Annotated in this window: 3 protein-coding genes and 1 pseudogene; 3 read left to right on the plus strand and 1 reads right to left on the minus strand. The window is 53.4% G+C overall.

Annotated elements, in window-relative coordinates; genetic code table 11:
* Nucleotides 1-430 precede the first annotated feature (430 nt).
* The 3 genes from EI42_RS29775 to EI42_RS29780 all read left to right on the plus strand — a co-directional run bounded on the left by EI42_RS29775 (nt 431) and on the right by EI42_RS29780 (nt 4920).
* A complete protein-coding gene (locus EI42_RS29775) occupies nt 431-3304 on the plus strand; it encodes a tetratricopeptide repeat protein (RefSeq protein WP_111326274.1) in 2874 nt (957 codons plus the stop codon).
* A gap of 115 nt (nt 3305-3419) precedes the next feature.
* A complete protein-coding gene (locus EI42_RS34590) occupies nt 3420-3554 on the plus strand; it encodes a hypothetical protein (RefSeq protein WP_282957342.1) in 135 nt (44 codons plus the stop codon).
* 133 nt (nt 3555-3687) lie between these two features.
* Nucleotides 3688-4920, plus strand: a complete 1233-nt coding sequence (locus EI42_RS29780) for an MFS transporter (protein WP_111326275.1) — start codon at nt 3688-3690, stop codon at nt 4918-4920.
* Between the two features lie 411 nt (nt 4921-5331).
* Here EI42_RS29780 and EI42_RS34765 read toward each other — a convergent pair.
* Nucleotides 5332-6000: pseudogene (locus EI42_RS34765) on the minus strand (RNA-guided endonuclease InsQ/TnpB family protein); the annotation flags it as partial.

Here is a 6000-nt window from a genome sequence, read left to right on the forward strand (position 1 = left end):
TCGTCACTGTGCCAATGGGCAACGCTGTAGAATCGACAAGCTTTGGAGTGAACATTGTTTCTCCTTTTCAGGGAGGAAAAATTCATTACGCCTCGTTTTCTGCAATAGATCATAACCGGAAGGATTGTATCCCAGGCGATGATTCGCCTGATTGCTGCAATCTTCTTCCTGGGAGTAGATGTCAGAGTATGTGGGTATCTTCGTATCTGCGACTGCATTTCCTGAGATCTTGCCTTTAGCTCTATGCTGCACAGTCAGAGAGTTCAGAAGCCCCGCGACACCCCGACAAGTGAGAACAGCACCTCTAGCTCAACGAACGAAGCTGGAAAGGACCTATTGCGAAAACAGGCATTTTGGGGGCAAAATAGGAAGGTATAGTTCTTGTGCATTTGGGTAGGGAACTGTAGGGAACTTCCGCCAGGGGGAATCAATGAGCATTGGATGGATGCCTGAAGTGAAGGACGCTGTCCTGACATGGTACAGTGAAACGGGACTACAACATATCTCTGTTGAGACGGATGCATGGTATCAATGGCTTGAACGCGCCTCTCGCTTCTCCTATAGCTGCACCGAGGGAACCTTTACAGCTCGCAAAGAGATGAATAAACAGAACAGCATCTACTGGAGAGCCTACCGTAAGCGAGGTGGGAAGCTGTATCGTGCCTATCTTGGCAAATCGGAGACGCTCACGCTAGAGAGACTGCGGGCTGTTGCTTGCAGGCTGGCAGGTGAACAGGAAGAGAAACAACAATCTTCTTCTGCGCTTGTTGCTTTGCCGCCGGCTGCATTGACTCGGCTGCTCGGTCGCGAAGCCGAGATTGCAGCGGGGAAGCGGTTGCTTGCTGATGTCCGGATACGTTTGTTAACGATTACAGGGCCTGGAGGGGTTGGAAAGACTCGTGTGGCACTTGAACTGGCAGCTCAAATGCAGTCTGCCTTTTCAGGTGGGGTGTTCTGGGTTGAGCTTGCACCAGTGCGAGATGCTACATTTGTGCTTGAAGCCATCGTTCAGGCGCTCTCTCTTCAGGAGGATAGAAGACTTCCTCCTTTGGAACGTCTGAAGCGGTATTTGTACCCACGACAGATGTTACTTGTGCTGGATAATTTTGAGCAAGTGATCTCGGCAGCGCCGTTACTGGTTGAGTTGCTGACCTATTGTCCCCGCTTGACGTTTCTGGTCACGAGCCGCGAAGTGCTCCATGTTCGTGGAGAGCATGAGCTTCTTCTTTCGCCGCTGGCGCTTCCTGAGCCAGATAGAGTAATCGAGCCTGAACGGGCGATGCGATATGGAGCAATTGCCCTGTTTATGGAACGAGCACAAACCATCCTTCCAGACTTCCAGATAACGGCCGAGACAATGCCCTATGTGGTTGAGATCTGTTGCCGCCTGGATGGGTTGCCTTTAGCGATCGAGTTGGCCGCGGCTCGACTCAGGCTATTTCCCTTGCAGGACTTACACGAACGGCTGACGCAACGTCTGAGCCTTTTAACCAATGGTCCTCGCGACCTGCCTGAGAGACAGCAGACATTGCGTGCAACGCTTCAATGGAGCTATGATCTGCTTACACCTGAGGAACAGCGTTTTTTTCGTCTGCTGGCTTCGTTTGTTGGTGGATGCTCGTTTGCTGCGTTGGAAGCGATCTATGAACAGGTTGAAGCAGGCCAGCTTGCCGACCTCCTCACATCCCTTTTGAATAAGCATTTGTTGATGAGGCGTGAACAGGAGCAGACAGGAGGGCGCTTTGTGATGCTGGAAACGGTGCGTGAGTTTGGCATGGAGCAACTGCTAGCGGCACAGGAATTTGAGCAGGTGATGGACGCTCAGGCAGCGTATTATGTTCGACTTGTGGAAGAGGCGCTCGGGGCCTCAACAGAAGCTCAAGATGCGTGGTTCGATCGGCTGGAAGATGAACGGGAAAATCTACATATACTGCTGCAATGGCTGGTAGAGCGTGGTAAGCAGGAATACTATACCGAAATGGCTCTGCGGCTGGCGGGTGCAGTCGCTCGATTCTGGTGCCTTCGCTGGTATAGCTGGTACAACCGGAAAGAGCGCTACTGGGTTGAGCGTGCGCTTCTGCAACGGCATATGGTCTCTCCGGAGATCAGGGCACGAGCATTACAGGCGGCTGCGTGGCTTGCATTTGCTCAGGATGATGGCGTACAGGCGGAATGCTTCTATCAGGAAAGCCTGTCCTGTTATCAGATAGCAGGGAATCAGGAAGGAGTGGCGGCAGCCTATCACTGGCTTGGCTACCTCGCCTGGACAATCCGACAGGACGGCGAACGGGCTTACTCCCTGCTTTCTAAATGTGCTCACCTTGCTGAAAACGGTAGCGATCTGCTAGCGCTTGCACATCAGGCACTCGGCATTGTTGCGCTTGAACAGGGGAATTTCCCGGAGGCTCTTCTGCATCTAACTCAGAGTGTGGCTCTATTTCAAGGCCAACGCAAGAATCTGGCTCGGGCCTTGCGGGGGCTTGGGAGGGTCTATTACGCTCTGGGTCAGGTGACCGAGGCGCGGCACTGTTTTGAGGAGAGCCTGAAGCTGAGCCGAGAGACAAAAGATCATCTGTATCTTGCCTTTGTGTTTGATCTCCTGGGGCAATTTGAGCTGATTCAGGGGACTCCCGGGTGTGCGCAGACGTATTTTGAAGAGGCGCTGACTATTTTTCGTCTGTTGGGAACACAACGTCATATTTCTCGAACACTTCTTCATCTGGCTGATGTGGCTCAGCGGCAGGGAGCATATGAGCAGGCACATGCGCGGTATCGGGAAAGCCTCGATCTGCTGTTCACTCTTTCTGATTCTGAGGGGATTGCGCTTTGTTTGCAGGGATGGGGTTCGCTGGCAGCGCAGCAGAAGCAGTTTCGGAGAGCTGCTCAGTTATGGGGAGCCGCTGCGGCTTTTCGGACACAGAAAGCGTCCTATTCTTTCTCCCTTCCATTGGAGAGCTTGCCCTTTCCCTGTACTGATGCCGAAGGACGAGAGGCTCGGGTTCGTCGTGCAATGGGTCAGGAAGTGTTTGAGATGGCATGGCGGGAAGGTCACTCTCTGTCTCCACAGCAGTTATTGTGCATGGTTCCGTCCGCTGCTGGTTCCCAACAGAAGCATGTCCTGAGCAAGCGTGAAATAGAAGTGTTACGTCTTGTCGCGCAGGGACAGACAGATGCCCAAATTGCGGAGGCGCTGGTCATCAGCCCGCGCACTGTTCATGCTCATATGCGCTCAATTTATACAAAGCTCGGTATCTCTTCTCGCTTTGCCGCAATTCGATATGCCCTTGATGCCGAGTTGCTCTAGTTTTTCTTCCCCGCTCCTAAATAGGCACGATTACCGATGCTCTGCATCTTGCTCTCATCTATACTTTCTCCTGCAACCTCCAACGAAAGGAAAGGGATCGATGAGGGCAATTTGTATGTATGAAATTGATGGGCTCCAGGGCAAGGATATTTCCCGTCTTGCTCTGCCTGGTGTCCGCTTCTTCATCGATAGCTCAGTTGGCTGCAATGAGCACAACGATGGACTGAGTATGTTGGCAAGGACAAGCTGATCTGCGCCTTTCACTTTGAGGGACACCATTCAGGTGTTCTCTGTATGGAGAAGAAAACGAAAAAGAGCAAAGTGATTAGGCCTTCTCAAACGATCAACATGTTGTCCTTTCCCGGAGGAGTGCAATTTAGTTGATGCTGGTTCTTTTTATGCGAGGTTTGCATATGGCACTTCAATTACAAAAAATCGATATACGCGTTTTGTGGCTTGCTCTGGGAACATTTGCTCTGGGGACTGATTCCTTTGTTATGGCCGGAGTCCTGCCCTCGATTGCCCATGACATGGGTGTGACTGAGAGCGTGGCAGGACAACTGGTTACGGTTTTTGCGCTTGCGTATGCGGCTGGCGCACCTGTGCTGGCTGCCATTACCGGGCGTTGGCCTCGTCATCGTGTATTGCTTTCTTCGCTTGGCGTATTCTGTTTGGCGAACATCGGTTCAGCGATCGCGCCGAACTTTAGGCTTTTGCTACTCAGTCGGGTGTTAGCGGGCTGTTGTGCGGCGCTCTATTCCCCGATGGCGTATGCTCTGGGAACGTCATTGGCGCCACCAGAGAAGCGTGGTAAAGCTCTTGCACTGGTGGCGAGCGGCTTGATGCTTGCCACTGTGTTTGGCTCGCCCGCAGGAACCTGGGTCGGTGAGCATTTTGGCTGGCGCTTTTCGTTTAGTTTGGTGGTTTTTCTTGCCGGTCTCGCGTGCTTCGTGCTTCTGGTAGTGGGGGTGCCGGGAGATAAAGAAAACGCGACGCTCTCTCTAAAGGAGAGGCTGGTACCAATGCGGGAGCCGCGTATGCTGCTGGCACTGTCCCCGACACTGTTTGGTTATCTGGGTATCTATCTGCTGTATACCTATCTTGGAATTTCCTTGCAGCAGTCAATGCATCTGACTGATATCAGCGGTTACTTGCTGGTCTTTGGCATTGGTAACCTCATCGGGAACTGGCTTGCAGGATTTATGACTGATCGTCTTGGATCTGCTCGACCGATGATCATGGGTCAGATACTGGTCATGCTCTGTTTGGTGCTCTTTTCATTCGCCTCTTTCTTCCCGATCGGAGCGCTCCTGACGCTGCTGTGTCTGGGGATTGCGATGCCGAGCTTTTTCGCGCCGCAACAGCATCGTCTCTTGCATCTGGCTCCTCAGCATGCGAACGTGCTGCTGGCTCTCAATAACTCGATGTTATATCTGGGAATAGGCAGTGCGGGCGCAATAGGTGGGTTGTTATTACACTATGCTCCGGCTCTGGTTCTTGGTCCGATCGGTGCGCTATGGGTACTGCTCGCGTTACTTCTCCTGCTTCTGAGTCTCTGGAGAGGCAAGCGTGTGCAGCCCGTCGAGATTGAACAGGATGTAGAGAAAGTAGCGTAATTGAAAGTGTCGATCCTGATTGGAAAAGAGGTCAGATCTTCAGCCTCTTTTCCAAAAGGCGTTGCTGTACATCATCTTATCAGGGAATGGATCAAGCGTCCCCTTGTTGTCAGCATGGAGAGATAGCGGAGACAGCGAGAGAGGGAGACGAAGGTTAGAAAGAAGGTCAATCACCTCCTCCTTCAGGCGGAGGCTTGCGTCTGGACTCCACGGCACCTCTGCCCCTTCACAGGGGCTTCCTTTCACAGGAACTCTGGACGGGTCAAAGCTCTCATCAAAAGCAATAGCTTCTTTGAATGGTATGGATATTGACACTCCCCAGGCCAGAAGGGCGGGGATTCTTCCTTCAGCCTGTATGCGTGCGAGGCGCCGCAGTGCGACGACGCGTACGGCAGGCTGTCCAGAAGCGTTCGACGAGACCTCCTCGTCGGTTCTTGTCTGCTCGACGGTACCCTGTAGCGCTTTGTGCAAGATATTCAAGGCGGCATTGTGATCGCGATCGAGGAGCAAACCACAGCCAGGACACAGATGCGTACGCATACGCAAGCTCTTTTTCACCCGTTGTCCACAACGAGAACAGTTCTGAGTCGTAAAGGCCGGTTCCATCCCGATCACCGGAACACGATGCAGCGTGCCATCATACCTGACCCAGGAGAGGAAGCGACCCCACGCCGCATCAGCGATCCTCTTGGCCAGATGGCAGTTCTTGACGAGATGACGGATCTGCAAGGCTTCGTAGGCAATCACGTCGTGAGACGAGACAAGCGCGTTCGCCGTCTTCCTGGCGACGTCCTCGCGCTGCCGTTGCACCTTGAGAGACGCTTTGCTGAGGGCTTGACGGGCTTTGCGTCGATTGCGACTGCGTTTCTGCGTCTTCGAGAGCCGACGATGCAGCCGCTTGAGCCGCCGTTCCGCTTTGCGGAGATCCTGAGGAGGAGCCACGGTGTTGCCTTCGGAGTCGGTGAAGAAGGCACGCAGCCCCAGATCAATGCCCACCTGCTTGCCAGAGGGCTGATGCTCAACGCGTCGCGTGGCCGCCACCGCAAACTGACAAGAATACCCATCAGCCCGCCGGAGCAG

This window comes from Thermosporothrix hazakensis, from assembly GCF_003253565.1.
Lineage (GTDB): Bacteria > Chloroflexota > Ktedonobacteria > Ktedonobacterales > Ktedonobacteraceae > Thermosporothrix > Thermosporothrix hazakensis.